At 62.5% G+C, this 25,907-nt stretch carries 23 protein-coding genes and 5 pseudogenes; 23 read left to right on the forward strand and 5 right to left on the reverse strand.

The genetic code is table 11. The annotated features are described in order from the left end of the window. Positions 1-384 precede the first annotated feature (384 nt). The 3 genes from GV044_RS22800 to GV044_RS22810 are packed head-to-tail and all read left to right on the forward strand — an operon-like array spanning position 385 to position 1,279. Positions 385-777, forward strand: a complete 393-nt coding sequence (locus tag GV044_RS22800; RefSeq protein WP_371741631.1) for an enoyl-CoA hydratase-related protein — start codon at positions 385-387, stop codon at positions 775-777. Positions 778-779: 2 nt separating this feature from the next. Then, positions 780-1,172, forward strand: coding sequence for an enoyl-CoA hydratase-related protein (locus GV044_RS22805; protein WP_371741632.1), 393 nt, complete (start codon positions 780-782; stop codon positions 1,170-1,172). Continuing rightward, entirely contained in the window at positions 1,109-1,279 is a 171-nt protein-coding gene (locus GV044_RS22810; protein ID WP_371741633.1) for a hypothetical protein, read from the forward strand. Before GV044_RS22805 ends, GV044_RS22810 begins: the two co-directional genes overlap by 64 nt. A gap of 28 nt (positions 1,280-1,307) precedes the next feature. Here the strand turns inward: GV044_RS22810 and GV044_RS15250 are convergent, their stop codons facing one another. The 3 genes from GV044_RS15250 to GV044_RS15260 form a co-directional block, all read right to left on the reverse strand. Continuing rightward, positions 1,308-2,048 (reverse strand): enoyl-CoA hydratase/isomerase family protein, encoded by a 741-nt coding sequence (locus tag GV044_RS15250; RefSeq protein WP_159872391.1) that lies wholly within the window; start codon positions 2,046-2,048, stop codon positions 1,308-1,310. Positions 2,049-2,109: 61 nt separating this feature from the next. Further along, on the reverse strand, positions 2,110-4,179 hold the full coding sequence (locus tag GV044_RS15255) for a 3-hydroxyacyl-CoA dehydrogenase NAD-binding domain-containing protein (protein ID WP_159872459.1): 2,070 nt from the start codon (positions 4,177-4,179) through the stop codon (positions 2,110-2,112). Between the two features lie 198 nt (positions 4,180-4,377). Then, positions 4,378-4,752 (reverse strand): acyl-CoA dehydrogenase family protein, encoded by a 375-nt coding sequence (locus GV044_RS15260; RefSeq protein WP_159872393.1) that lies wholly within the window; start codon positions 4,750-4,752, stop codon positions 4,378-4,380. A gap of 148 nt (positions 4,753-4,900) precedes the next feature. Here GV044_RS15260 and GV044_RS15265 point away from each other — a divergent pair. The 4 genes and pseudogenes from GV044_RS15265 to GV044_RS15280 all read left to right on the forward strand — a co-directional run. Then, positions 4,901-5,212, forward strand: a pseudogene (locus GV044_RS15265) (transposase); the annotation flags it as partial. Between the two features lie 171 nt (positions 5,213-5,383). Then, positions 5,384-5,604 (forward strand): annotated as a pseudogene (locus GV044_RS15270) (integrase core domain-containing protein); the annotation flags it as partial. Positions 5,605-6,344: 740 nt separating this feature from the next. Next, positions 6,345-7,256 carry a CoA ester lyase gene (locus GV044_RS15275; protein ID WP_159872395.1) on the forward strand — a complete coding sequence of 304 codons (912 nt, stop codon included), beginning with the start codon at positions 6,345-6,347 and terminating at the stop codon, positions 7,254-7,256. A gap of 207 nt (positions 7,257-7,463) precedes the next feature. Then, the gene (locus tag GV044_RS15280; RefSeq protein ID WP_159872397.1) at positions 7,464-8,918 is read left to right on the forward strand and encodes an aldehyde dehydrogenase; all 1,455 of its coding nucleotides are present in this window, start codon (positions 7,464-7,466) and stop codon (positions 8,916-8,918) included. 110 nt (positions 8,919-9,028) lie between these two features. Here the strand turns inward: GV044_RS15280 and GV044_RS15285 are convergent. Then, positions 9,029-9,965: pseudogene (locus GV044_RS15285) on the reverse strand (aldo/keto reductase). A gap of 993 nt (positions 9,966-10,958) precedes the next feature. Continuing rightward, positions 10,959-11,567 (reverse strand): GTP cyclohydrolase I FolE, encoded by a 609-nt coding sequence (gene folE, locus GV044_RS15290; protein ID WP_159872399.1) that lies wholly within the window; start codon positions 11,565-11,567, stop codon positions 10,959-10,961. A 919-nt stretch (positions 11,568-12,486) separates the two neighbouring features. Here folE and GV044_RS15295 point away from each other — a divergent pair. The 16 genes and pseudogenes from GV044_RS15295 to GV044_RS15365 form a co-directional block, all read left to right on the forward strand. Continuing rightward, a complete protein-coding gene (locus GV044_RS15295) occupies positions 12,487-12,903 on the forward strand; it encodes a TonB-dependent receptor plug domain-containing protein (protein WP_159872401.1) in 417 nt (138 codons plus the stop codon). Between the two features lie 36 nt (positions 12,904-12,939). Then, a pseudogene (locus GV044_RS15300) lies at positions 12,940-13,656 on the forward strand (TonB-dependent receptor domain-containing protein); the annotation flags it as partial. A gap of 265 nt (positions 13,657-13,921) precedes the next feature. Beyond that, positions 13,922-15,550 (forward strand): MFS transporter, encoded by a 1,629-nt coding sequence (locus tag GV044_RS15305; RefSeq protein ID WP_159872403.1) that lies wholly within the window; start codon positions 13,922-13,924, stop codon positions 15,548-15,550. Positions 15,551-15,665: 115 nt separating this feature from the next. Continuing rightward, positions 15,666-16,850, forward strand: a complete 1,185-nt coding sequence (locus GV044_RS15310) for an acyl-CoA dehydrogenase family protein (protein WP_159872405.1) — start codon at positions 15,666-15,668, stop codon at positions 16,848-16,850. A 141-nt stretch (positions 16,851-16,991) separates the two neighbouring features. Further along, complete coding sequence (locus GV044_RS15315; protein ID WP_159872407.1) at positions 16,992-17,993, forward strand: NAD(P)-dependent alcohol dehydrogenase; 1,002 nt, start codon at positions 16,992-16,994, stop codon at positions 17,991-17,993. Between the two features lie 201 nt (positions 17,994-18,194). After that, a complete protein-coding gene (locus GV044_RS22550) occupies positions 18,195-18,317 on the forward strand; it encodes an alpha/beta fold hydrolase (protein ID WP_256377278.1) in 123 nt (40 codons plus the stop codon). 27 nt (positions 18,318-18,344) lie between these two features. After that, on the forward strand, positions 18,345-18,749 hold the full coding sequence (locus tag GV044_RS15320) for a hypothetical protein (protein ID WP_159872409.1): 405 nt from the start codon (positions 18,345-18,347) through the stop codon (positions 18,747-18,749). A gap of 156 nt (positions 18,750-18,905) precedes the next feature. Then, positions 18,906-19,358: a MaoC family dehydratase gene (locus GV044_RS15325; protein WP_159872411.1), complete on the forward strand. Its 453-nt coding sequence runs from the start codon at positions 18,906-18,908 to the stop codon at positions 19,356-19,358. 22 nt (positions 19,359-19,380) lie between these two features. Next, positions 19,381-20,550 (forward strand): acetyl-CoA C-acyltransferase, encoded by a 1,170-nt coding sequence (locus tag GV044_RS15330; RefSeq protein WP_159872413.1) that lies wholly within the window; start codon positions 19,381-19,383, stop codon positions 20,548-20,550. 36 nt (positions 20,551-20,586) lie between these two features. Next, positions 20,587-21,594, forward strand: coding sequence for a phosphotransferase family protein (locus GV044_RS15335; protein WP_159872415.1), 1,008 nt, complete (start codon positions 20,587-20,589; stop codon positions 21,592-21,594). Beyond that, the gene (locus tag GV044_RS15340; RefSeq protein WP_159872417.1) at positions 21,591-21,965 is read left to right on the forward strand and encodes a DUF6285 domain-containing protein; all 375 of its coding nucleotides are present in this window, start codon (positions 21,591-21,593) and stop codon (positions 21,963-21,965) included. Before GV044_RS15335 ends, GV044_RS15340 begins: the two co-directional genes overlap by 4 nt. A gap of 43 nt (positions 21,966-22,008) precedes the next feature. Then, complete coding sequence (locus GV044_RS15345) at positions 22,009-23,007, forward strand: NADPH:quinone oxidoreductase family protein (RefSeq protein WP_159872419.1); 999 nt, start codon at positions 22,009-22,011, stop codon at positions 23,005-23,007. Between the two features lie 31 nt (positions 23,008-23,038). Then, complete coding sequence (locus tag GV044_RS15350; protein WP_159872421.1) at positions 23,039-23,869, forward strand: crotonase/enoyl-CoA hydratase family protein; 831 nt, start codon at positions 23,039-23,041, stop codon at positions 23,867-23,869. A 127-nt stretch (positions 23,870-23,996) separates the two neighbouring features. After that, positions 23,997-24,737 (forward strand): NAD(P)H-dependent oxidoreductase, encoded by a 741-nt coding sequence (locus GV044_RS15355; protein ID WP_159872423.1) that lies wholly within the window; start codon positions 23,997-23,999, stop codon positions 24,735-24,737. Positions 24,738-24,882: 145 nt separating this feature from the next. Beyond that, positions 24,883-25,200 (forward strand): 2Fe-2S iron-sulfur cluster-binding protein, encoded by a 318-nt coding sequence (locus tag GV044_RS15360; protein WP_159872425.1) that lies wholly within the window; start codon positions 24,883-24,885, stop codon positions 25,198-25,200. 603 nt (positions 25,201-25,803) lie between these two features. Beyond that, a pseudogene (locus GV044_RS15365) lies at positions 25,804-25,907 on the forward strand (sulfate adenylyltransferase small subunit); the annotation flags it as partial.

Raw genomic sequence — 25,907 nt, forward strand, 5'->3', positions numbered from 1 at the left:
GCCCCGGCGGGGGCCGTGGAACACGTATGTAATGACTAACCATCGGGCTGGTGCGTGCTGTTTTGCATGTGCATCGCGCCCATAATGGGGCCGGGCACATCGAAAGATTCCGCAGAGTGTCGATCTAGCCTCACTGTACCAGAACGATGTTGCGACACATCAGTCACGTAAACTTGATCTCGTATGGATCAGTGTACTTGCGACTCACAAAAAAGGCTTCGGGTGCTCTACAGCTCGAGCCCGGAACTCTTCGATGCTCTTAAAGCATACGAGTTGGAAGCTGGCATGCGGCCAGTCGAGGCAGAATCACCAGCCGTGAAGCGGGTTGATCTTGAGCGGCGTGCTAAATCGGCGTGGGCACCGGCTAAACGGGAGAGAATGCAAGTGATCCGGTTCAAAACCATCAAGCTCGATGTCGAGGACTGCATCGCGATTATTACTCTGAACCGGCCCGAGCAAATGAATGCCTTCACGCTCCTCATGTGCCAAGAACTGATCCAGGCATTCGAGATTACCGACAGCGATGACAGTATGCGCGCGGTCATCTTCACCGGCGAGGGGACCAGCGCCTTTTGCGCGGGCGCGGACCTGAGCGCGGGTGCCGACACCTTCAACTACGGCGGCGAGACCGTCGGCGGGCCGGTTCGCCTCGACGGCAGCATCGACTGGGCCCATGTCGACGTGCGCGACGCCGCCGGGCGGGTGACCTTGCGCGTGTTCCGCAGCCTAAAACCAGTAATCTGCCGATCAACGGTTCGGCCGTCGGTGCGGGCATGACCATGACACTCCCTGCCGATATCAGGCTGGCCGTGCCCGGGGCGAAGATGGGCTTTGTATTCGCCCGCAGGGGTATCGTGTCTGAGGGCGCGAGCTCCTGGTTCCTGCCGCGGCTCGTCGGTATAAGCCGCGCGGTGGAGTGGACGATGTCAGGCCGCATCTTCCTGGCAGAGGAAGCTTTGGAGGCGGAGCTCATCCGCGCGCTGCACGCGCCACAGGACCTTTTGCCGGCCGCCCGCGCCCTTGCGCACGAGCTGACCGACCATAGCGCCCCGATCTCAGTGGCGATGATTCGACAGATGATGTGGCGAGGCCTTGGTGAAAGCCACCCATGGAGGCGCACCGCATCGATAGCCGACTGGTCTATGCCCGCGGTCGCACGAGCGACGCGGTAGAGGGGGTCAACAGCTTCCTGGAGAAGCGCCCGCCCGATTTTTCGACCGACCTAGCCAAGGGGTTCCCGGACTTCTTCCCGTGGTGGGACGAGCCGGAGTGGCACTGACCGAAGCGGTGCTACAGCGCCGCTCACCTCAAGACCGCTTGGTGAAGGCGGCGATGCGGTCCTGCATGTCGGGGCCGAACCCTTCGCCCTCCCAGACCTCCGCCTGAAGGCCGGCATCAAGGGAAAGTCCTTCGGTGCGCTCGAGCAGACGCTTGTTCGCGGCGTGCGAGAACGATGCGTTTGCAATGATCCGGGCGACTAGCGCTTCGACCTCGCTATCGAAGTCCGCTAGCGGAACGGCGTACTCGGCCAAACCGATGCGAACTGCTTGGTTCGCGTCAATCATGTCGGCGGTGAACATCAGCCGCTTGGCAGTCGCGAGCCCGACCCGTCGCGGCAGGCGCTGGCTCATGCCCCAGATCGGCGTCAGTGACCATTTGGCGTGCGTGTCGCCGAAGCGGGCATTGTCAGCCGCAACGATGAAGTCGCACGCCAGCGCCATTTCCAGCGCACCTGTGTAGCAATGACCGTGAACGGCTGCGATCACGGGCTTCGGCAGGCGCTCCAGCATGCGCAGCGTCTCGCTGTGCCAACCGGGAGAGGGGACTGCCTCGCCTTCCGCGAGATCGCCGAGATCATGACCGGCTGAGAAACACTTGCCGGCGCCGCGCAGCACCACGCAGCGCGACGCTGCATCGCCGGCGAGAGCTTCGACGTGCGTGCGCAGCTCGCCGAACAGCTCGACATTGAGGGAGTTGAGCTTGTCCGGCCGGTTCAGCGTGAGCTGCGTCCAACCGTCGAAATCCTTGCGCAGCACCAGTTCGGTCATTGCAGCACTCCTCCCCTCGAAATCGGCCGCCGCCCGTCGGCGGCGGCGGTCACATGGCACGTCAGCGGGTGAACGAACCGCCCTTTTCGGCCAGCTCGACGAGCAGCTTGGCAGGCTTGTAGGCGTCGCCATAGCGAGCCTCCAGCTCCTGCAGCTTCGCCACGATCTTCGGCAGACCGACCGTGTCGGCCCAGAACATCGGGCCACCGGTGTAGACCGGCCAGTTGTAGCCGAGGATACACGCGACATCGATGTCGGCGGCGCGGATGGCGATGCCTTCGTCAAGGATCTTGGCGCCTTCGTTTACCACCGGGTAGAGCAGGCGAGCGACGATGTCTTCGGCCGGCTGCGACCCTTCGTTCTTGATGCCCTTGTACTCGGCGTAGTCTGCGATGATCTGCGCGGCGACGGGCGAGGGCACCGCCCGCCGGTTGTCATCGTAGTCGTAAAAGCCGCCGTTCTTCTTCTGGCCCAGGCGCTCGGCGCGGACCAGATCGCCCGTCAGCAGGCGTTCGTTGCTGTCACGCCCGAGCACGTCCAGGCCGACCAGGTCGAACATCGAGAGCGGACCCATCGCGAAGCCGTAATCGTAGATCGCCTTGTCGACTTCGGTCGGCGTCGGGCCTTCGAGCACCAGCACCTGGGCCTGCTTCATGTAGGGTTCCATGATGCGGTTGGCGATGAAGCCGTGGCAGGTGCGAGCCAGAACCGGCACCTTGGCGATGGTCTTCGCCAGCTTCATCGACGTGGCGATCACCTCGTTCGAGGTCTTGGCGCCGCGCACCACCTCCAGAAGCCGCATCACGTTGGCGGGCGAGAAGAAGTGCAGGCCGATCACCCACTCCGGGCGGCTCGTCGCGGCCGCGATCTCGTCGATGTCGAGGAAGGAGGTGTTGGACGCAAGGATCGCGCCCTGCTTGCAGATCTTGTCGAGCTTGCCGAAGATGTCGACCTTGACGCTCATCTGCTCGAACACCGCTTCGATGACGAGATCGACGGGGGCGAGTTCGTCGAGTGAGAGGGCCGGTTTGATCAGCGCCATGCGCTGCTCGACCTGCTCCTGGGTCATCCGACCCTTCTTTGCGGTGTTCTCGTAGTTCTTGCGGATGACGCCCACGCCGCGGTCGAGCGCTTCCTGCGTCATCTCGACGAGAGTGACCGAGATGCCGGCATTCAGGAAGTTCATCGTGATGCCGCCGCCCATGGTGCCTGCGCCGATGACGCCGACGGCCTTGATGGGAAGCGTGGGCGTGTCGGCCGGCACGTCGGGGATGCGCGCGGTCTGACGCTCGGCGAAGAAGTAGTAGCGCTGGGCTTGGCTCTCGGTCGAGTCAGGCAGTTCCAGGAACAGTTCCTTCTCGCGCTCCAGACCCTCGTCGAACGGCAGCTCGACCGCTGCCTCGATCGCCTTGATGATGTTCTCTGGTGCCTTGAAGCCGCGGAACGCGCGGGCATTGGCCTTGCGGAAGTTGGCGAAAATCTCCGTGTTGCCCTTGTACGGATCGACCTTGGCCTGCCGGTCGCGCACGCGCGGCATCGCCCCGCCATCCGCCAGCACCTGCTTGGCGAACGCGATCGCGTCGGCCTTGAGGTTCCCCTCAGTGGCGAGCGCGTCGATAACGCCGGCATCCAGCGCCTTTTTGGCGCCGATCGGAGCGCCAAAGGCGATCATGCTGAGCGCTGCCTCTGGACCGACGAGGCGCGGCAAGCGCTGTGTGCCGCCGGCGCCGGGCAGCAGGCCCAAGGCAACCTCGGGCAGGCCGACCTTGGCGGAGGGAACCGCGATCCGGTAATTGCAAGTCAGCGCCAGTTCCAGGCCGCCGCCCAGCGCCGTGCCGTGGATCGCGGCGATTGTCGGCTTGCCCAAGTTCTCGACCAAATCAAACAGTTCAGCGAAAGTGGGCGACTGCGGCGCGCTGCCGAATTCGGCTATGTCTGCGCCCGCGAAGAACGTGCGCCCGCCGCAGATCAGCACCACCGCCTTGACCGCTTCGTCCTGCGCCGCCCGGCGCATGCCTTCGGCGATCGCAGTGCGGGTGCCAAGACCCAATGCATTGACCGGCGGTGAATCGATGGTGACGATGACAATATCGTCAACCTTGTCAAAGCTCAGAAACTCAGTCACTCGGATCTCCCCTTCGATGGTCAGCCGTCGCACCAGGGCGGATCAAAAGTCTGCTGCATGGGTATGCGGCAGCAGTTGGATGCCTTGATCGCAATCGCCTTCCCGTAAGCGCAGTGAGGCTCTCTTACAGCCCTTCGTCTTGGTGATTACAGCTGTGATGCCCGAAGTAACAGGTGCTGTTTGGCGTTGTGACGGAGCGGTAGCCTAGGCAGTTCGGACAGGTCCCGTAGAACGAACACTCTGGCAGGCGATCTCGGCGCACGTGATCTTCGGCAGATAGTGGCGCTTCTGTTCTTCCGCACCGATTTGGAGAAGGGCAGGACTAAGCATCTTGTTCCCGAACGACGCGAGCGGCGCGCGAGCGTTAATCTGTGTCAGCTTCCCGTAGACGATGCGGCCCTGCGCTGGATCGCTACCCGGCGTCATGTCAGCTGCTGTCTCGGCGTGTCCGTTCTCCCGAACCTTGTCGATCACCCGCATGAGAGCGGAAAGGCTGACTTGCAGCTGCCGTCCAAACTCGGCCTTGCAGCGTCGCACAAGCATGGAGATCTCCTGATCGGGAACGTTGCTGAGCAGCATTTGTCCGATCGTGGTCTGTGAGCGGGCGTAGCATGCCCGATTGGATTTCCGTATGGTTGAGCTTGTCCGCATTGAGCTGGTCCCCGTTTCCTCCGGACACCCTCAGGCACTGAATGGAGGCTTGCGGCTATGCCATGAGGACAGGCCTATGTCTCAATATGAAGTTATCGATGATGGTGGCCGCCGCCCGGTCTGGTCGGCCGCGCAATAGCTGGGGATCGTAGAGGAGACGTTAGACGGATGGGCCACCGTTTCGGTAGTTGCACGGCGCAATGGCGTCTCGGCCGGCATTCTGTATCGTTGGCGGCGGCTGATGCTCGAAGGAGACAGTGTCCCGGGGACCGGCGGCGATGTGACGAGCATCCGGCTTGTCCGGCAGATGGACCAGCGCATCAGCGAGCTCGAGCGTCAGCTCGGTCGCAAGACCATGGAGGTCGAGGTCCTGAAGGGAGTGCTGGATAAGGTGCGCCTAAACGCATCGCCCGCCCCGCCTGCAAGGGTATTTCTCTGTTTGGCGACTGACAGGTCTGCATCAACGTATACAGCATAGCGGAGAAAGCCGTTGCCAAGATAGAGATCCGTAAAATCCTAGCTTCCTAAACAAGACGACATCGAGGTGTCATTTATTGGTCATTTTACGCCAGTGAAGAGCCCGCAGAGCAATGGCATCTCAGAGGCCTTCGTGCATACCCAAAAGCGCGACTACGTCCACGTCTCACCTCTGCGCGATGCTGCTGCGGCACTGGCATTGATCGAGACCTGGATCGAGGACTACAACGACTATCACCCCCACTCGGGGCTCAAGATGCGCTCACCACGCGGTTTCGAGCGAGTCAGGTTGCCACGTCCTGAGGGGTGTCCCGTGAAAAAATGGCGGGCCAGATTAGGCATCAAAGCGCAGACGCATCGGCAGTAGAGGCTGTTCTGCAGGCCGAGCAGTACCGTCTCGTCGCACACCTTCAGCACGCCGCCCATACCTGCTTCCAAGTCGTTATTAGTCTGAACCAGGCGATGAATCCAGTTGCCCAGAAGCGTGGTACGTAGGGTAGGCAGGTAATTTCGAGCACCACGGTTGTGCTCTATATAGCCCAGCTTAGCCTGACCGCGGACAGCATCGCCCGCTGGATTGGCGAATGCCCAGCATGTTTGGGATCTGGCGTCGTTCGCTCGCCTTGCTTTTTCTAGTCTTAGTTATGTGATCTCGGAGACCAAAGCAGACCTACTTGGCATTACATCTGAAATGACTACGTGCAGCTTTGCTCCCATTCCACACGCAAGCGCGCGTCGCGAGCGGCGTCGTATGCCCTCGGGTAGTATGCTGCAGTGGCATGATTTCTCTTGTAATATGTATGCCGCGCCTCACGGGCGCTCTGCACGCCTATGGACAAGCGGGGGCAGGTTTCTAGATACCTGCGCCGATCCGCGGGATCCAAAGGCATGTAGGAGCGAGGGGTAAGGTACGAAGTTGTCCACCCGGATGCGCAAAATAGAGCGAGTGCAGCCTGTACCGCATGACGCTCACGGACGCATGGTGTGCCCTATCGACTGGAAAGCGGTGCTTTACGATAGGCTTTTAGCGAGAAGGAATTTCAATGTCACAACGTCCTAGGCGCGCCCGTCGGGTGCAATTGTCGGTGCCCGGCAGCAGCGAGAAGATGCTGGCGAAGGCGGCCGCTTCAAGGGCCGATCACGTCTTCTGCGACCTTGAGGACGCCGTTGCTCCCAGCGCCAAGGTGGAAGCCCGCAACAAAATCGCGTTTGCGCTAAACAATCTCGACTGGGGCAAGAAGACACGATGTGTCCGCATCAACGACGTGTCGACTGAGTGGTGCCACGGAGACATCATCGAGCTGGTCGAGAAGGCTGGTGCCAACATCGACACCATCATGCTCACGAAGCCTTACACGCCGGCGGACGTCCTCTTCCTGGACCGCATGCTGAACCAGCTGGAGAAGAAGCTGAAGCTTGATCGTCGGATCGGCATCGAGGTCCTGATCGAGGAAGTGCAGGCCTTGCAGAATGTCGATGCCATCGCGTCCTCCACCGACCGCCTCGAGTGCCTGATCTTCGGAATGGGTGACTATTCCGGTTCGCACGGCATCGACACGGCGGAGATCGGCGCCACCGGATCTTACCCCGGTGACGTTTTCCACTATGCGCGGTTCCGCATCGTGATGGCAGCTCGCGCCAACGGCATCGATCCAGTCGACGGTCCGTTCGGCAGCTTCAAAGACGAAGCTGCCTACAAGGACGAGGCGATCCGCGCTCGTACTCTCGGCATGGTCGGCAAGTGGGCAATACACCCGGCGCAGATCGATTGGGCACTCGACGTGTTCTCGCCCTCAGCAGAGGACGTGGCTAATGCGCGCCGCCTGGCCGCCGCATACGAAGCCGCCGAAGCGCAGGGCCTCGGAGCCGCTCAGGTCGATGGCGTCATGATCGACGTCGCGGTGATGCGACTGGTGCGAAATACCTTGGAGAAGGCCGAACTGGCGGGCATGTGAGCGGGAACTCGACATGGGCATTGCTAACAGCGAGGCAATGCCTATGCCCGCCCACGTTGTCGATATGACGGGCACCGTGCCTATGCGTCAACCCAGCCAGCTGAAGTGCGTCGCCCACATTAGCGCCAGGATCGCTGGTGCGCTGACGCGTGTCGGTTCACACGCCTGACCAAGCCAGACCGGCAGGGATCTAAATTGGAGATATTCATGGCCGATATCGAATTCGCTACTTTGCCCAAGCACGTCCATTACATCGGCGGAGAATGGCTGGAGCCCGCGTCCGGCGAATTCCTTGAGAAGAGTGACCCGCGCACTAGGTCGACGATCGCTCGAATCGCCAAGGGCAACGCGCAGGATGTCGATGCCGCAGTGCAAGCCGCTCAGGCGGCGTTCGCCGAGTGGCGGGATCGCAAGCCCATCGAGCGGGGCAGGGTGATGCTGGACATCGCTCGCGCCATGCGTGCAAACATCAAAGAATTGGCCGAGATGGAAGCGCGCGAGACGGGCAAGCCCGCTTGGCAGGCTCCCATCGAGATCGAAGGCGCAGCCCAGTACTTCGAGTTCTACGGCGGCCTCGTCAATGTTGGCCATGGTGAGGTGATCAACCTGGGCGCAGGGTATCATTCTTACACCCGGCGCGAACCGTTTGGAGTGGTCGGCGTGATCCTGCCGTGGAATGCGCCTCTTAACCAGGCCGGACGCGGCATCGCGCCGGCACTAGCGGCCGGCAACACGGTTGTCGCAAAGCCTTCTGAAGAGACATCGGCCTCGTTGCTACGCCTAGCTGAACTGGCAGTCGAATGTGGCATGCCGCGCGGCGTGTTCAACGTCGTGCTCGGTAGCGGGCCGGATGCGGGTTCGGCGATCGTCGAGCATCCGCAGGTGCGCAAGGTGGCATTCACCGGAAGTGTGCGCGCCGGTCGTGAGATCGGCAGGATCGCAGCCGAGCGCGTGATTCCGCTCACGCTGGAACTGGGTGGCAAGTCCCCCAACATTGTATTCGAGGACGCCGATTTTGCCGCAGCGATACAGGGCGCCATCCGTGCGTTCGTGGTCAATGCCGGTCAGATCTGCCTCGCCGGTACGCGCCTGGTAATCCAGGAATCGATCAAGGACAAGTTCGTTGAGGCGCTGGCCGGGGCGATTTCCTCCCTGAAGGTTGGACCGGAGCCGGACGCTTTCATGGGCCCGGTGACCACCGCCGCCCAGCACCAGCGGGTTCTCGATTACTTCGAGATCGCCAAAGCGGAAGGTGCTCGCGCGGTGATCGGAGGGGTTCCCTATGAGGACGAGGCTCGCAAAGGCGGCTGGTTCGTTCCGCCGACGATCTATGACGATGCCACACCCGAAATGCGTATCGGGAGGGAAGAGGTTTTTGGTCCCGTCCTGACGGTTCTCCCCTTCAAGGACGATGCCGACGCCATCCGCATCGCAAATGACACCGAATATGGTCTGGCTGCCGGTATCTGGACTCGTGATCTCAGTCGCGCCCATCGGATCGCTGCCGAGATCGAGGCGGGCCAGATCTACATCAACGAGTATCAGGCTGGCGGCGTTGAAACACCGCTCGGCGGGTACAAGCTGAGTGGGTACGGACGTGAAAAGGGCGTCGAGGCGCTGCACCATTACACGCAGCTCAAGTGCATCACCATCAAGCTGTAAGCTCGATGAACTGCGCGCCGGCGGGATCCGGCGCCCAGTTCAGTTCCGATTAGGCCGATTTTATTTTTTGATGCCGAATTGAAATGATCAGACCGGGGCGGGCGCCAAATTTAGACGGTCAATTTCGATCGCGCGTCGAGCTCTTCGTGCATGGTCCCGAACAGTAGTTGCAGAATGGGCTCTCGTTGCAGGAACTCCGCCGGAAAGCCTCGCGACACGGCGGAGACCGCATCCAAAGTTGCAAACACGGTATTGGCTTCACTTCCGATGGCCTCCGCCGCAAGATCCTCGTCGAAATGTTCGATGGTGCGGGCGCCAATGATCGGGATGATGTTCGGTGATCGATGGCGCAGCCAAGTCAACGCAAGTTGCGACGGGGTAACGTTCAACTCGGGGGCGCTGGCCAGCAGAACTTCCACGATCTCGAAGGTATTCGCCTGGCGATTTTGCGAGGGGTAGTCGGGCTTTGTGAGTCGGCCCGATCCGGTCACCTCACCATCCTTCACTTGGTATTTGCCGCTCAGCAGCCCGCTACCCAGGCTGCCCCATGTGACCACGGAAATGCCAAGGGCTCGGGCCATCGGCAGGAGTTCGCGATCTGGCGTGCGATCCGCCAGGCTGTCGGGAATCTGGGTGGCGGCAAGCGAGGTCCAGCCCCTCAGTTCGGCGATCGCCTGCGCGCGCGACACCACCCATGCAGGAGTGTCCGAAAACCCGATGTGCAGAATCTTGCCTGCCCGCACGAGGTCGTCGAGACCGCTCAGCACCTCTTCCTCCGGCGTGATGCTATCCCAGGCGTGCATCCGGTAGAGATCGATGTAATTTGTCTTTAGCCGCCGCAGGCTGTTCTCCACCGCGGCCATCATGCTTTTGCGGCCATTTCCGCTAGAGTTGAGGTCGGCACCCCTGCTGCTGAGCGAGAATTTGGTCGCCACGACATATCTCCTTGTGCATGAATTCGCCAAGCAGCGTTTCGCTTGCGCCTTCCTGGTATCCTGGCGCCGTATCGAGGGAATTGCCACCAGCGTCGTCGAAGCGGCGGAACACATCGAGGCTGATCTGCTTACTCGCCCCCCACTAACGTGTATCGCCGAACGTCATGGTTCCGAGGCAGACTTGCGACACACGTAAGCCCGTGCGGCCCAGAAGCTTGGGCCGCATGATCACTCTCCAAGTAGATAGCCGGAAAGCGCCCCCAATCACGAAGGCGGTTTACTCGATCACTTCTCTATAGCCAATCATCGATAAAAAGGGAGAAGTCGTCTAATTGTAAGAGACGCATATGCGATGATTTTGCAAAGGACGTTTCGTGCAAGGCAGGGCGTCATTTCAAGCCGCGCCTTCTCATGAGACTGGCCTAACAGCCCGGCGGCCACGGCGCAGATGCGCACTCGCGCGGTAAGAGCAGACCGCCGCTGCTAAGGCCGCCAGAAGCGAGCAGCGGATCGCAGGCGCGATACCCATATTCTATTCTAACCACTTGTCTAAGCAGCCACTCGAGAGGCCAGTGACGAACGGCCCCCGCCGGCGCCGATCAGATGCTTCGTGACGAGGATGATGGAGGATGTGAACGCTCGGAATCTGGAAGGCATCAGCTATTGGCAGCTCGCATCGGCCGCGCGACATAGATGCTGAGCATGGTCATCGAGACGGTGCCGGTCGCAGCGACACCATCAGGTTTGCTGACGGCATCTGCCGGGGACTGCTGAGATCATGGGCAGGCAGCCGGCGGCAGCAGTCAGACCGTATCTGCCTGCGTGGCGGCGGATGGCTCGGGCGGAGCTCACTCGCCCGAGCAGAGCGCGGATGGCGCGGCCAACTCCGAATAGTACGCCCGGGACAAGTCCAATCTCAAACAGCTCATGCCCGTGCACGCGCAAGAAAAGGGTGCGGGAGCAGAGTTGCCTCGACACCAGCTGCTGACACCCTGCCCTGCGTCACATCATCACCTTGTGGCGAGGTCGGCGCCATGACGCCGCGCTTGCCGGATCAAGCCCCTGTGCTCAGCCCTTTTCGCTCAATCCCGCTGAGGTGCGCGGCTCAATAGCCCATCAGCTTGAGCACCTCGGTGCGGCTGCGCGTGTCATCCAGGAACGTGCCCATCATGCGGCTGGTGATCATGCCGACGCCCGGCGTGTGAACGCCGCGCGCGGTCATGCAGGCATGGCTCGCCTCGATCACGACGGCAACGCCATGGGGCTTCAGGTTCTCCCAGATGCACTGCGCCACCTCGGCCGTCAGCCGCTCCTGAATCTGCAAGCGTCGCGCATAGCCATGCAGCACGCGCGCGAGCTTGGAGATGCCGACCACGTGGTTGCGTGGCAGATACGCGATCGCCGCCTTGCCGATGATCGGCGCCATGTGGTGCTCGCAGTGCGACTGGAACGGGATGTCCTTCAGCAGCACGACCTCATCGTAGCCACCGACTTCCTCGAAGATCCGCTCGAGGTGGACCGCCGGATCCTCGGCATAGCCCTGGCAGTACTCGCGCCAGGCACGCGCGACGCGCTTGGGCGTATCGAGCAGACCCTCACGGTTCGGGTCGTCGCCGGCCCATTCGATCAGCGTGCGGATCGCGTCCTGCACGTTGTCGGGCACCGGCGGCTTGCCGGTGGGATTGTCTTCGTCGGGCCCGGCCAGGCTGCTCATGCCACTCTCCTCCTTGTCACGCGCTTCCTCACGGCGGAGATGCGCCAATTCAAGCATTCAAGCCCTCGACGCGAGAAACCGGTGCTGCCTCACGCAAGCGGCGGTATGTCTTGTACGGGTGCTCGACGTGCTCGGCAGATTAGAAGTCGATGCCGCCTGCCGCAATCTACGGTGCATCGCTCTCCCGTTTACGTACGTCAACAGCACTCATGGGCCTCTCGAAGCCGAATGTCTTGGTGTGCAGGATGCCGGACCCTCGACCTCACTTTATCGCTGCTGCGCGCGTCCGAGTGTCCACTCGCCGCTTAGGATGTCAATGAAGCCTACTGATATTTCACTTGTGTATGGTCACGTCGCGACGGTGCTTGGCGTGGCTGCTCGACGGGCGCAATCAGGACTGCGTTAGATGAGGCGGATGAGCACTCGCCTGCTCACGCTCTCTGAATGCATCTGTAATGCACCGCTGGCGGCCAAGACACGAATCGATTCGGTGCATCTACACTCTTAGTGTAAGCATGCGCGGGTTTAAGCTGTCGAAGTATAAAACGTATAATGCATGCGCAAAAACCAAAGCACCCGAACGACGACATAATTAGATGTAAAAGGGGAGGTGGTATGCGGCACTTTGGTCGATTTGGCCTGCTGATGCAGGAGTCCTACCGAGGCGCTCCAGTGATTGCCCAAACCCTCCTGGCTTCTGTTGACCAAGGTGGCCAAAGTGCAGCAGAGTCCGAGCCACAAGAGATAACCGTGACGGCTCAGCGCCGCTCGCAATCCTTGCAGGACGTCCCGATTGCAATTGCTACCATCAACGCGGAGTCGCTGACGCAGGCGGGGATTTCCAGCTCCAACCAGCTCGCTCAGGTCGTTCCAGGTCTGACGATGACGGGGCAGAACACCAGTATCTCGCCCTTTATTCGTGTGGTTGGCGCCGCGCATATCGCAGCGGGGGCTGAGAACCCGGGTCGCCTTCTATGTGGATGGCGTCTACATCAAAGCTCCCTACGCAGGTTTGCTCGGGCTCAACAACGCCGACCGCATCGAAGTCCTCCGCGGGTCGCAGGGCGTCTCCTTTGGCCGCAACGCGACGGGCGGGTTGATCCGGATCGTCACTAAGGATCCCGCTTACGAGCCAAGTATCGATGTCGACATTTCGCTGAGGAGCTTCGGCGCCTTTTCGACGAGCGTCTATGCCACCGGCGGGCTGACCTCAAAAGTGGCCATAAGTATCACAGCGTTATCGAGCGTACAGCAGAATGGGTATGGTACGAATCTTCTTACCGGAAGGGACATCGAAAAGACCACAGAGCGGGCGGTCCGTGCCGAGTTGCGCTAAGATGCCAGTTCGGCCCAAGCGCCGGTAAAGCCGGAAACGCTCGAAGCTTTCTCCGCAGGCCTGAAATCTCAATGGTTCGATCATCAGCTTCGCGTGAACATCGACACGTACTACTACAAGTATTCGAATATTCAGATCACGCAGTTGCTGGCCGGCGGTACCTCGATCGTCAACGCTGCCGCCGCGCGTGCGCACGGCGTCGAGTTCGATACGCAATTCCAGCCGCGCTTCGCCGACAACAATCTCGTGCTGCGCTTTTCGGGTGCCTACGCCGAGGGGAAGTACAAGTCCTTCCCCTCGGCTCCGATTTTCCTTCCCAATCCGGTGACCGCCGTCCCGGCTGGCGTGACATGCCCGGCCGCCCGCCCGGCAACGGTTGGCGGGAACACCACCTGCGTCGGCGATCTGTCGGGCAACACCCTCATCCGGATGCCGGAATGGTCTTTGTCGGGTGGCGTGGAGTACCGGATCCCCTTGGACTCGGGTCATGTCGCCCTGAACGGCGACGCGGCGTACAGCTCGTCCTTCTTCTGGGAGCCGGCAAACCGCCTGAAGAACCCCGCCAACCTGATCGTCAATGCGCGGATCGGTCACACGTTCGCCAATGACAAGGTCCGGGTCAGCGTGTTCGCGGAGAATCTGACCAAGGAGGTGTACTACATCTACGGTGCGGAGAGTGGCGTGGGCGATCAGGTCGTGCAGGGTCGTCCCCGGATGTTCGGCGTCGAACTGCGTTCGAAGATCGGTGGCTGACCTCAGGGCGATTGCGCGCGTTTGCGGATCGGCTATGTCGTTGGGAAGAGGGGCACGGGGCAATCGCCGCACCGGCCCATCCTCGCGCGAGACCAAGCCGCCGGTTCTTTCCGCAACGGTCGCATGACATTCCGGCGCATCGATCGTTGGCCACGTCGGCCTCGGGGACAGTTACAGTTACAGGGGAACAAGGTTGACCGTCAGGTCGGATGAACAAGTGAGTCTAGCAGCGACGGCATCGCCGATATCGAGCAGTCGCACTCCGATGCTGGAGCCATTCCGCGAGAAGACGTTTCGCACAATCTGGACCGCCAGCCTTTTCTCCAACTTTGGTCAACTCATCCAGGGCGTCGGCGCGGCGTGGTTGATGACGCGGCTATCGTCGTCGGCCGAGATGGTCGCGCTGGTGCAGACCGCCATCATGCTGCCGCTGATGCTGGTGGCGCTACCCGCGGGGGCCATCGCCGACATGTTCGACCGGCGCAAGGTGGCGCTGGTCGGCCTCGCAGCGGCCTCGCTCATGGCGCTGGCGCTGACGCTGTTCACCTGGACCGGTCTGCTGACGCCCTGGCTGCTCCTGGCGTTCTGCTTTATGATCGGAAGCTGCGTCGCGATCTTCTACCCGGCCTGGCAGGCTTCGGTGGGCGAGCAGGTGAGCCCGGAGCATCTGCCCGCGGCGGTCGCCCTGGGCACGATCAGCTATAACGTCGCCCGCAGCTTCGGCCCCGCTCTCGGCGGCCTGATCGTGGCGACACTAGGGGCAATCGCAGCATTCGCAGCCAACGCTCTGTTCTACCTGCCGTTATTGCTGGCATTCCTGTTCTGGAAGCGCATGCATGTTCCGTCCCGCTTGCCGCCCGAGCGGCTCGACCGAGCAATCCTGGCGGGGGTGCGCTACGTCATCCACTCGCCGCCGATCCGCATTGTCGTCACGCGTACCTTTTTCAGCGCGTTGGCCGGTGCTTCGGTGTCTGCGCTGACACCGCTGGTGGCACGCGATCTGCTGGGTGGCGACGCCGGGACTTATGGCCTGCTGCTCGGCATCTACGGCGTGGGTGCGGTTCTCGGTGCGCTCGGCATGAACGCCGTTCGGGCGCGTTTCAAGGCCGAGACGGCGGCACGCATGCTTGCGCTCACCAACGGTGGGATGTTGATCACGGTCGGTGCGAGCCACAATATCTGGATGACCTGCGCAGCGATGCTGGTCGCCGGCGCCGCCTGGATGATCCTAGTGGCGCAGTTTAACGTCTCCGTGCAGATGTCAGCACCGCGGTGGGTCACGGCTCGCGCGCTGGCTTGCTTCTCTTCTGCGGCGACCGGCGGCCTTGCCATCGGCGCATGGTGTTGGGGTGCGACCGCGGGGGCGCACGGGACCGGCGTGGCGATGATCGTCTCGGGTGCGACCATGATGCTCAGCCCTTTGCTGGGCTTGCTGATGCCGCTGTCCTCCGACTTGCCCGGAGGGCTCGAGCTGTCGGTGTCATCGCATGAGCCGGAAGTGTCGCTCCCGTTGACGGCCCGCAGCGGGCCGATCATCCTGGAAGTGGAATACCGGGTCGAGATGAGCCAGGCGCGGGACTTCTACGCGGCCATGCAGGAGCTGCGCCGTGCCCGGCTGCGCAGCGGGATGTTCGGCTGGATCCTCTCACGTGATATCGCCGATCCGGAACTGTGGACGGAGCAGTTCCATTGCCCGACCTGGGGAGACTACCTGCGCCAGCGGGATCGGGCGACACAGGCCGACCGTTTGCTGGTGGAGGCTGCCGATGCGTTCCACTTGGGCAATCGCGAAGGTCGGATGCGCCGCCGGCTGGAGCGGCCGTTCGGATCGGTGCGGTGGCAAGCCGATACACCTGACCGGCATGACGAAAACGGCAGGGTCTTCACCGCTTGAAATGCGCGCTCTGATCAAGAATTACGCATGTGAAGGTGTTCGCGTTTGGAACGTCTTCGAGCTTGGCCCTAGATACTCCGACAAGCCGGCGTAACGAAGACATGGGGCGAGAGCGATGCAGGGGGACTTTGTCAGATCGACGTACTTGACCGACGACCGGCGAATGCTGCGAGATTTGGCGCGCGATTTCACGCGCAAGAAAGTCCGGCCCATGGCCGATCAACTGGACGCGCAGAAAGCGGATTTCCCCGATGAGTTGATCGACGAGATGGCGGCGCTGGGCTTCTTCGGCATCACCGTGCCCGAAGATCTTGGCGGCCTGGGCCTCGGCGCCGTCGAGTACTGCTTGATAGCCGAGGAACTGACGCAGGGCTGGATGAGCGTCGGCAGCCTGATCGCGCGCGGCAACAGCGCTTACAAGTCGATCCAGGGCACGCCGGAGCAGCGCCGGGCCAAGACGGCCTTGATGATGGAAGGGAAGTATCTCTTCGCGGGTGCTTTGTCGGAGCCGGGGGTAGGATCGGACCTGTCGGGCGTCACCTGCACGGCGCGGCGCGTCGGCGACGAATGGGTCATCACCGGCAACAAGTACTGGTGCACCTTCGCTGACCGGGCGAACGTCATTCTGGTGTTGTGCCGCGAAGAGCTGGGCGAGGGACCGACCGGACGAACCGTGATGGTCGCCGTCGAGAAGGAGCGAGGCGCTTTCGTCGAGGGGTTGGTGGGCAATCCGATCCCAAAGATCGGCTACTACGGCTGGAAGACCTACGAGCTGGCGTTCGACGGAGTTCGTGCTCCGGTCAACGCCGGCGCCGACGAGGGCGACGGTTTTCGCGATGTCGCCTTCGCACTTGGGCTGGCGCGCGTCCATACCGCGGCGCGGTCGATCGGCCTGGCCCAGGCGGCTCTCGACGATGCGATCGAGTACGCGCAGCAACGCGTGCAGTTCGGGCGACCGATCGGCGACTTCCAGGCAATACGGTTTAAGATCGCGACGATGGCGACCGAGCTCGAGGCGGCGCGGCAGCTCATGTATTCGGTCGCGCAGGCGCTGGATGCCGGAGAGCAGTGCCGCGCCGAAATATCGATGGTCAAGTATTTCGCCGCAGAGATGGCCGAGCGGGTCACGAGCGAAGCGCTGCAGATACTGGGGGGCGCGGGCTATACCACGTTGCACTCTGTCGAGCGGCACTGGCGGGATGCCCGTCTGACCAAGATTTTCGAAGGCACCTCGGAGATCCAGCAGCGCATCATCTCCGATGTGCTGCTCGGACGCGAGTATCGCGAGCGTGGCGGTTAGGATGCCCCCGCGATTGCGGCGACCGACCTTCCGGGTCGGTTCCTGCTGCGGGTAACAGGGCGTCTGACAGCCACAATGTTCCCATTGCCTACTGCTCTGTCCTAACGGCGTCGAGCGATCGTCCCAAGAAAGGTCAAACCCATGCGCGCAATCCAGCTCCGCCAGCCGGCGTCTCTCGACCAGTTGACCTTGGTCACTCTGGACGATCCCGGAGCGCCCGGCCCGAACGAGATCAGCGTCCGCATCCGTGCGAGCTCGCTCAACTACCACGACTATGCCGTGGTGATGGGCTATCTCCCGACGGAAGCCAACCGCATCCCCATGTCGGATGGAGCCGGAGAAGTCCTGGCGGTGGGCGAGGGCGTCACCGAGTTCGCCCCCGGCGATCTGGTGGTCTCTACCTTCTTCCCCAAGTGGCTGGCTGGCGGCCCAGTGCCTCGGTGCGGCGACGTGCCCGGGGACGGCACCGAAGGCTATGCTCGCGAAATCTGTGTCGCGCCGGTGACCAGCTTCACCCATGCGCCTGCGGGTTACAGCGCTCAGGAGGCCGCCACCTTGACTTGCGCGGCCGTGACGGCGTGGCGGGCGCTGGTCGTGGACGGCCCCCTGATCGCGGGGCAGACTGTGCTGGTGCAGGGCAGCGGCGGAGTGTCGATCTTCGCGCTGCAGCTCGCCAAGATGATGGGCGCGACCGTCATCGCGACCTCCTCGTCGGACGAAAAGCTGGAGCGGCTCCAAGCGCTCGGCGCCGATCACCTGATCAACTACCGATCCACATCGGACTGGGGCAAGGCCGCTTACAAGCTAAGCGAGGGCGGCGTCGACCATGTGGTGGAGATCGGCGGCGCCGGAACGGTGTCCCAGTCCATTCGGGCCTGCACTGACGGCGGTCACATCGCCCTGATTGGGGTGCTGACGGGCCATGCCGCGCCGATCTCGACCACGGCGCTCATGCAAGCGCAGATCCGTCTGCAGGGTCTCACCGTGGGCAGCCGTCGCCATCAGCAGGATCTGGTCGCGGCAATCGATGCAGGTGGCCTGCGCCCGGTCATAGACAGCACCTACCCACTAGAGCGCCTGGCGGATGCGTTCCGTCATCAGGAGAGCGGGAAGCATTTCGGCAAGATCTGCATCGAAATCTGACTGACCCGAGCTGCATCGCTTTCGCTGATGTAAGCCAGGTCGCAGCAGCGCTCGAGAGTTTTCCTTGGACGTTACCGGCCTTTCTTCCGTATTTTTTTCACCTCTCAGCGGCTTCGCCTGCATTACGTCGATCGGCGCAATCATGCTCGCCGCTGGTGATCATGGTGCAGCGGCAAGGACCGTGCGCGCAGCTGGGACCGGGTGGCGCAGGAACTGCGGGACGACTGGCACATCATCGCGCTCGACATGCGAGGGCAAGGCGAAAGCGACTGGTCGCCAGACGGTGCGTACATCATGCCCTACTACATTCGCGACCTCGCCTAGCTGATTGAGCAGCAATCGGCCGAAAAGGTGACAATCATTGCGCACTCGCTGAGCGCATCGATCTCGTTGCTATACGCCGGCATCTATCCCAACAAGGTGGAGAAACTCGTCGCAATCGAGGGGCTCGGGATCAGTACGGACGCGATGCGAGGGCGTCACAGCTTGCCAATGCCGCAGCAGATGAGCGACTGGATCGAGGGCTGCCGTAGTCTCGCTAAGCGGGACCTGCGGCGCGTCGTAACGATTGATGAGGTGTTCGAGCGCATGATGGCGCAGAATGCGCATCTGACGCCAGAGCAGGGCATGCACCTCACCATCTATGGTCGGTCCGCCGGCCTCTCTGTTGTTGGAGATGGTAAGCGTGGAGCAAGTCGAACTTCGGAAGCAAATTGTGAAGTCATGGTTTCGCGTATCGCACTGGGGGGGGGGTAGAACTTATTACAATGTGGATGGATGTATTCGGCTAATTCCACTGGTGCGCCGATGCGCTAGGGAGTGGCAGCCCATCGCCACGACCGCGAGTGGAGGGTGATGCGAGGCAGGTGAGGCACCGATAGATGTGCCGAGCGAAGCATGGGAGAGTCTCCGATGAGCAGTCCGTACGAGCGCCTGCGCGCAGAACTGGGCGTGACTCTGCATTCGGACTGGATGATCATCGACCAGCCGCTGATCGATCGTTTTGCCGACGCCACTCTGGATCATCAGTTCATTCACATCGATCCGGTGCGCGCGGCAGAGACGCCGTTCGGCGGCACGATCGCACACGGGTTGCTGACCTTGTCGCTTTTGCCCCATTTGCTCGAGACGATCCCGCAGCTGTCGCTGAAGGACGTTTCAGTGGGCGTGAACTACGGGTTCGATCGTGTCCGCTTCGTCGCACCCGTGCGCAGCGGCAGTCGCGTGCGGATCGCCGCCACACTCGCGAAGCTTGATGAATTACGACCCGGTGAGTTCCAGCAGACGCTGGACGTCGCCGTGGAGATTGAAGACCAGGAGCGGCCGGCCTTGGTCGCGTCCTGGATCGGGCGGTTCCAAATCTAAGCACGTTCAGGGGAGAAGTCATTTGCGCGACGCCGTCATCGTTTCCACCGCCCGTACGCCGATCGGCCGCGCCTATCGCGGCGCGTTCAACCTGACGCCGTCGCCGACGCTTGCTGCGCATGCGATCCGTGCTGCCGTCGAGCGCGCCGGCGTCGATCCTGCTGAGATCGACGACTCCATCTTCGGCTGCTCGCTGCCGCAGGGCTATCAGCAGACGATCGGCCGTGCTGCTGCCCTGCGGGCCGGGCTGCCCGTCTCCGTCGCCGGCATGACGATCGACCGGCAGTGCTCTTCCGGCCTGATGGCGATCGCGACCGCCGCCAAGCAGATCATCGTCGATCGCATGGATATCGTCCTAGCGGGCGGCGTGGAGTCGATCTCGCTGGTGCAAACCAAGGAGATCCGCGTCGATGCGGATCCCCAGCTGGTCGAGATCTCGCCGGACTTCTTCATGCCGATGGTGCAGACGGCCGAGACCGTCGCCAAGCGCTACGGCATCTCGCGCGAACGCCAGGACGCTTACGGCCTGCGCTCGCAGGAACTGGTCGCTAAGGCCATGGCGGCGGGCGTGTTCGACGAAGAGATCATTCCCGTCACCGCCGTGATGGGCGTGACCGACAAGGCCACGGGCGAGACCAGCAAGAAGGAAATCACGCTCACCGCCGACGAGGGCGCGCGCGCGACGACGGCGGAAGCTCTCGCTGCGCTCAAACCGGTCTACGAAGGCGGCGTCATCACCGCGGGCAACGCCTCGCAGATGTCCGATGGTGCGTCTGCGTGCATCGTCATGGAAGCCGCTCTCGCCGCAGAGCGCGGATTAAAGCCGCTCGGCCGCTATGTCGGCATGGCGGTCGCTGGGACCGAGCCGGACGAGATGGGGATCGGCCCGGTGTTCGCGGTGCCCAAGCTCCTCAGCCGCTTCGGCCTGACCGTCCACGACATCGGTCTGTGGGAACTGAACGAGGCTTTCGCCGTCCAGGTTCTTCACTGCCAGGACGTTCTCGGCATTCCCGACGACCGGCTGAACGTGAGCGGCGGCGCTATCGCGATCGGCCATCCCTATGGCATGTCAGGCTCGCGCATGGTCGGCCACGCCCTGATCGAGGGCAAGAAGCGCGGCGTGCGCTACGTCGTCATCACCATGTGCGTGGGCGGCGGCATGGGCGCTGCGGGGCTGTTCGAAGTCCTGTGACAGCGGCCGGGGAGGGATAATTGAAGGAGATGCATGATGTCGACTGACGCTGCCCCTCCGCATCTGGTCGACCGCTTGCTTCGCGCGATCGGTCGGGTGGAGCCGCGCATTCGGGCGGTGACCGAATTGTCGCGCCTGACCGGCGGCGCCAGCCAGGAGACATGGAAGCTGCGCGTCGCAGGTGTCGAACGCCTTGACGAGGTATTGATCCTGCGGCGCGTGCCCAACGACGTGATGATCGTGGACCAGATCGGACCCGAGGCGGAGGCCGCCGCGATCCGCAGGGCGACCGCGGCTGACGTTCCGGTGCCGCATATCCGGCTGGAACTCACGCCTGCGGACGAGTTGGGCCGCGGCTTCATCTCCGACTTCGTTGCAGGGGAGACGCTGCCCCAGAAGATCCAGCGCGATCCGGCATTCGCGCCGGCGCGATCGCGTTTTGCGCGGCAATGCGGTGAGATCCTCGCGCGCATCCATGCCGTGCCGACAGACGGACTGGATCTGCTGCCGACGCTGAGCGCGGCCTCGCAGGTCGACAATCTGCGACGCGTGTACGCCGGACGCAATCGCCCAAACCCCGTTTGGGAGCTGGGCTTTGCCTGGCTGGAGGCGCGGATCGACCGTATCGCGCAGCGGCGCGTACTGGTCCACGGCGACTTCCGCATGGGCAACCTAATGATTGCGCCCGATGGCATCGCTGCCGTTCTCGATTGGGAGCTGGCGCATATCGGCGATCCGGTGGAGGACCTTGGCTATCTCACCGTCAACTCCTGGCGCTTCGGCGCAATCGACCTGCCGGTCGGCGGAGTGGGCGTGCTCGACGACTTGCTGGACGCCTACCACGCCGCGGGCGGAGTTGCCGTGACCAGGGACGAAGTCCACTTCTGGCGCGCTCTAGGAACGATGAAGTGGGGCATATTGTCGGGCGAACTGGCCCGCGCGATCGGGTTCAGTGCCGTGACGCTCGAGCGAGCCGTGATCGGTCGGCGCTCCACCGAGTCCGAGCTGGACCTTCTCGACATCATCGAAGGAATTGAGCCATGAGCGAGCAGATCGATGCCCAGGTGCTCATCGCCACGGTGGTGCGGTGGCTTCGCGAGGAAGCGGTCGAGGCGCTGAGCGGCGCGGCTCGCTTTGATGCGCGCGTGGCCGCGAATGCGCTCGAGATCGCGGCGCGCGAGTTTGCACTCGGTCCGGCAGCAGCCGATCGAGAGAGCGAGCGGCTGGCCGCGTTGCTGGGCGACGAGAAGGACCTCGAAGCCATGCGGGCGGAATTGTGCCAGCGTCTCTCGTCTGGCGCGATCGACGCCAGCGATCCGGCGCTGCTGCGGCATCTGCGAGAGTCAGTGCTGGACCAGGTCGAGATCGATCAGCCGCGCTACTCTGCTTATCGGCGCGCACGTGGTGAAGCGTAGCGATGCGCACGCATCGGAATATAGCTAGTCAGCGGGGAGCGACATGAAGGCACTGGTCAGTCAAGCGAGCGGTGGGCCCGAGACCCTGGAGTTGATCGAGCTGCCCGATCCGCAACCGGGTCTGGGCGAGGTACGCATCGCAGTCGCGGCTTGCGGGATCAATTATCCCGACGTGCTGGTCATCGAGGATCGCTACCAGTCGCGCCCGATCAGGCCCTTCGCACCGGGTGCCGAGGTCTCAGGCGTCATCGACGCGATCGGTCCGGGGGTGACGGGTCTTGCTGTCGGAGACCGCGTGGCTTCGGGGACTCCGTTCGGCGGTCTGGCGCAGAAGGCGCTGGCGCCGGCCGAAAACTGCTACCGCCTTCCTGACAGCGTTCCGTTCGATGTCGGCGCAGGGATGCTCGTGACCTATGGCACGTCGCATCACGCGCTCAAGGACCAGGCACGGCTGCAAGCCGGCGAGACGCTGCTCGTGCTTGGTGCGGCCGGCGGGGTCGGCTTGGCCGCCGTCGAGCTCGGCAAGGCATGGGGCGCCCGCGTCATCGGCGCTGTTTCGTCGGAGGCGAAAGCGGAGATCGTGCGCGTGCATGGCGCAGACGAAGTGATCGTTTATCCGCCGGATGGCCTCAACGATCGCGCGGCCGCCAAGGCATTCACCGACAAGATCAAGGCGCTGTCGAATGGCGGCGTCAATGTGGTGTACGACAGTGTGGGTGGCAGTTATGCCGAGCCGGCCCTGCGTGCGGTCGCCTGGGCAGGCCGCTACCTGGTAGTCGGCTTCCCGGCGGGCATTCCCAGCATTCCGCTCAACCTGACGCTGCTGAAAGGGTCGTCGATCGTCGGCGTTTTCTGGGGCGCGTTCACGGCGCAATTCCCGGAGTTAAACCGCCGCAACATCGCCGAGCTATTCGGCATGATGGCTGCTGGTTCCATTTCGCCGCTCGTTTCGGCCCGCTTCCCGCTAGAGCAGGGCGGAGAGGCCATCGCGATGCTCGCGGACCGGCTCGCCATAGGCAAGGTCGTCGTCACGGTCGACTGACGCAACCGACGCAAAAGGGAGTTCATTTCCAATGACCGCCGACTCCGTAGTATTCCGGGACCGGGTTCGAGTGGACCTTGTCGGCGAAGTCGCCGAGGTCTGGCTTGATCGGCCGGGCAGCATGAATGCGCTGGACTCCGCGATGATGGCGGGCCTCCTTGAAGCGCTCGAGTTCGTCGCGCAGAGCAATGCCCAGGCCGTCGTGCTCGCCGGAGAGGGACGGGCCTTTTGCGCCGGCCTCGACATGTCATTCTTCGGGACGTCCGACGATACGCCCGCGCTGCCGGATCTCGCAGTCCGCACGCATGGACATGCCAACATCCCACAGAAGATCGCCATCGGCTGGCGCGAGCTGGCCGTTCCCGTGTTCTGCGCGATCCACGGTGTCGCGCTCGGTGGAGGGCTGCAGATCGCCGCTGGCGCGGATTTCCGCTTCATCGCCCCTGACGCACGGATGTCCATTCTGGAGATGAAGTGGGGCATGATCCCCGACATGGCCGGGCTGGTGACCCTCGGGACGCTGGTGCGCGACGACCTCTTGCGCGAACTCGTGTTCACCGGTCGTATGGTCGATGCGACCGAGGCGGTGGCGATCGGCCTTGCTGGCCGGGTGACGGATGATCCGGTCGCCGCGGCACGGGCCGCAGCACAGGCAGCCGTGGGACGGAGCCCATCAGCGCTTGCCACGGCCAAGCGTCTCCTCAACCTGACTGCGCTCCGGCATCAAGCCGAACTGCTCTTGGCCGAGTCCGTCGAACAGATGGCGCTGCTAGGGGGAGAAGACTTCCGAGAGGCCCTGAATGCCGCCATCGGCAAGAGAGCCCCGGCCTTCCCAAAGCGCCGCGTTGGCGAGGCGAACTGAGCAGCACGGATGTAATCCGTTGCCGATCCGAACGGCAATGGCGCTTGTCTCGGCTGTGCCGGCGCTTCAGGAACAGCAAGCCGGTGTCGTCCGCTGATCAAGTCCGCCGGCCCTAAGGAGATCGTAATTGCGCTACTTCATCCTTTTCGCGCACCCGGAACCAGAGCACAGCTTCAATGCGGCGATGCTGCGCCACGGCGTCGACCGTCTGCGCGAGGCTGGGCATGAGGTCGTGGTTTCGGATCTCTATTCTATGAACTTTAACCCTCTGGCTTCCGGAGCGGACTTCAAGGGCCGCCGCTTCCCGGAGCGACTGCAATACGATCGCGAGCAGAAGCACGCCGTGCAGCACGACCTGCTGGCGGACGACATCAAGGCTGAGATCGAGAAGCTCCTGTGGTGCGACATCTTTGTGATGCAGTTCCCGCTTTACTGGCACACGATGCCGGCCATCATGAAGGGTTGGCTGGACCGCGTCCTCGTCAACACTGTGATCTATGGCCAGGGCAAGCGCTACGAAACTGGCGGGCTCAAGGGACGGCGCGGGATGGTCGCCACGACGACCGGAGCTTACGAGGCCATGTTCGAGCCGGACGGTCTCCTGGGAGACTATAACCGCACGCTCTGGCCAATCCACAATGGCGTGCTGTTCTATACGGGCCTTGAAGTCGTGCCACCGTTCCTGGCCTATTCGCCCGTTCACAGTGACCAAGCGCGCAATGACGAGACGATCGCCGCGTACGGTGAAGCGCTGCTGGCCGCTTCGACTGCGACGCCGATGAAGTTCCACCCGCTTACTGATTTCGGGCCTGACTTCCGCATGCGGGCGGATGTGGAACCGGCCAGCGACGGTCACTATCGTCGCTAAAGAGTCCTTTGCCAGGGGCTCGCGATCCAAGGCACGCTGGCAGATGGGAGCCATCGGGCCCATACGGCATTGGAGCGAAGGATCGCTATCCACGCGTTATAGTCACTGTACTACAAGATAAACCTAATAGGATCGTGGAGGAAACATGCCGAATATTATCGTCGTCAAGCATACGGGTGAAGAGTCAAGCGTCGAAGCCAACGAAGGCCGCACTCTCATGGAAGTTATTCGTGACAGCGGTTTTGACGAACTCTTGGCTTTGTGCGGCGGCTGCTGCTCTTGTGCAACTTGTCACGTGCACATCGAGCCAGAGTATTTTGGGAAGCTGGAGCCGATGAGCCAGGATGAGAGTGACCTGCTCGATAGCTCCGAGCACCGCAGCGCGTGCTCTCGTCTGTCGTGCCAAGTGCCCATCACAGAAGTACTCGAAGGCTGCAGAGTGACCATTGCGCCCGAGGAATGACTCCTCCCTGCGGCCGCCTTCCATCGCGAGGGCTGCGTATGCAATCACAAAGCAGTGCTCTACCGCAAGCTCTCAGGGCTTTCATCCGGGTAGAGTCCGTGGTGAAGGAAGCATGGCGGGTCGGGGTTTGCGCGTACGCCATCGTGTGTACGAGCGGCAAGTGCAGCTCGGCGGCTGCCCGCGCACCTCTGGTTTAGCCGCTTGACGAGCGCCATCAAGTCGCCGGGTTAGCGCTTGAGCACCACATCTCACTGCAAGCAGGCGGATGTTCGAGGACTGGCTGATGTGCGTCTCAGCGAGCTCAGCTGAAATTCTTCGGCGCAAAAGCAACGCTCCACCTCACCGACACTAGTGGCGACGGTTCGTTGACGCACTTGGGGCGAACGCCACACAGGTTGAACATAAGTGCTGGGCCGCCAGTCAGCGCTAAATACAATCCAGTCAGCCAGATCATAGGGGTCATTCTGATGATCTCAGATGTGGATGAAGATCACTCCACGTAGTCATCACATCTATAATGAGATTATCTATCCTCCCATATGGGAGGCTCACCCATTTGGCACCATTGTAAGTAGGGCCAAACCCGGCAAACGGAGAGGGACTTTGACCACACTCACGCACCTGGAACGGCTCGAAGCCGAATCGATCCACATCATCCGCGAGGTCGTTGCCGAGGCTGAAAAGCCGGTGATGCTGTACTCCGTGGG

Origin of the sequence: Novosphingobium sp. 9U (genome assembly GCF_902506425.1) — a bacterium.
In the GTDB taxonomy this organism is placed as follows: Bacteria; Pseudomonadota; Alphaproteobacteria; order Sphingomonadales; family Sphingomonadaceae; genus Novosphingobium.

Coding starts and splice junctions, on each gene's coding strand:
- GV044_RS22810 (WP_371741633.1), top strand. CDS start 1,109: ATGGAGGCGCACCGCATCGATAGCCGACTGGTCTATGCCCGCGGTCGC.
- GV044_RS15280 (WP_159872397.1), top strand. CDS start 7,464: ATGGCCGATATCGAATTCGCTACTTTGCCCAAGCACGTCCATTACATC.
- GV044_RS22805 (WP_371741632.1), top strand. CDS start 780: ATGACACTCCCTGCCGATATCAGGCTGGCCGTGCCCGGGGCGAAGATG.
- GV044_RS15310 (WP_159872405.1), top strand. CDS start 15,666: ATGCAGGGGGACTTTGTCAGATCGACGTACTTGACCGACGACCGGCGA.
- folE (WP_159872399.1), bottom strand. CDS start 11,567: ATGAGCAGCCTGGCCGGGCCCGACGAAGACAATCCCACCGGCAAGCCG.
- GV044_RS15325 (WP_159872411.1), top strand. CDS start 18,906: ATGAGCAGTCCGTACGAGCGCCTGCGCGCAGAACTGGGCGTGACTCTG.
- GV044_RS15335 (WP_159872415.1), top strand. CDS start 20,587: ATGTCGACTGACGCTGCCCCTCCGCATCTGGTCGACCGCTTGCTTCGC.
- GV044_RS15345 (WP_159872419.1), top strand. CDS start 22,009: ATGAAGGCACTGGTCAGTCAAGCGAGCGGTGGGCCCGAGACCCTGGAG.
- GV044_RS15260 (WP_159872393.1), bottom strand. CDS start 4,752: ATGCTGCTCAGCAACGTTCCCGATCAGGAGATCTCCATGCTTGTGCGA.
- GV044_RS15350 (WP_159872421.1), top strand. CDS start 23,039: ATGACCGCCGACTCCGTAGTATTCCGGGACCGGGTTCGAGTGGACCTT.
- GV044_RS15275 (WP_159872395.1), top strand. CDS start 6,345: ATGTCACAACGTCCTAGGCGCGCCCGTCGGGTGCAATTGTCGGTGCCC.
- GV044_RS15315 (WP_159872407.1), top strand. CDS start 16,992: ATGCGCGCAATCCAGCTCCGCCAGCCGGCGTCTCTCGACCAGTTGACC.
- GV044_RS15250 (WP_159872391.1), bottom strand. CDS start 2,048: ATGACCGAACTGGTGCTGCGCAAGGATTTCGACGGTTGGACGCAGCTC.
- GV044_RS15340 (WP_159872417.1), top strand. CDS start 21,591: ATGAGCGAGCAGATCGATGCCCAGGTGCTCATCGCCACGGTGGTGCGG.
- GV044_RS15305 (WP_159872403.1), top strand. CDS start 13,922: ATGCTGGAGCCATTCCGCGAGAAGACGTTTCGCACAATCTGGACCGCC.
- GV044_RS15360 (WP_159872425.1), top strand. CDS start 24,883: ATGCCGAATATTATCGTCGTCAAGCATACGGGTGAAGAGTCAAGCGTC.